This is a genomic window from Streptomyces sp. NRRL F-5126, assembly GCF_000721265.1.
Lineage (GTDB): Bacteria > Actinomycetota > Actinomycetes > Streptomycetales > Streptomycetaceae > Streptomyces.
In genome coordinates this window covers 1-592 of the sequence record NZ_JOFZ01000058.1, presented here as the reverse complement: position 1 = coordinate 592, position 592 = coordinate 1, and the positions used below count along the sequence as shown (strand labels likewise).

The following is a 592-nucleotide window of genomic DNA, read 5'->3' as shown; positions in this document are numbered from 1 at the left end:
GGTAGGTGGTCCGAGCCCGCCATAAGCAGGCTGGTGCGGCTCGGCATCCTCAGGGTGGGCGACTTCCTTCCCGTTCAGTGCCAGAACGTAGGACAGCCCTCGCGCCTGGAGACCGAGCCGGAACGGGGTGCTGACGCCGTAGCCGGCGTCGGCGACCACGACCGGAGCCTTCAGCTGCCACTGGGCGAGTGTGTCCAGCAGGCCGAGCGCCAGACGCCACTTCTCCCGGTGCACCACGTCGTCGGGAACTCCTGCCCTGCGGCACCGGTCCGCCTCGTCCGTCCACTCACGCGGCAGATACAACTGCCACTCCAACGGGCACGAGGCGGTGTCGGTGGCGGCATGGACACTGACCGCGACCTGGCAGTTCGCCCGTTTCCCGACCGCTCCGCAGTACTGGCGGGCCACCCCGACCGACGCCTTGCCGCACTTGGGAAACGACACGTCGTCGATCACCCACACCTCAGGTGTGATCACCTCGACCAGCCGCTCGGCGATCCGCCGTCTGACCGGCAGCGGATCCCACGGCGACTGGTTCACGAACTGCTGCAGGGCCTGCATGTTCCCGTCCGGCAGACGCCCGGCCATCGGC

1 protein-coding gene is annotated in these 592 nt (G+C 68.9%); it reads right to left on the bottom strand.

What is annotated here, in order from left to right; all coding sequences use genetic code 11:
- The coding region (locus IH48_RS0132280; protein ID WP_030912940.1) for an IS701 family transposase at positions 1-592 on the bottom strand (592 nt) is incomplete at both ends.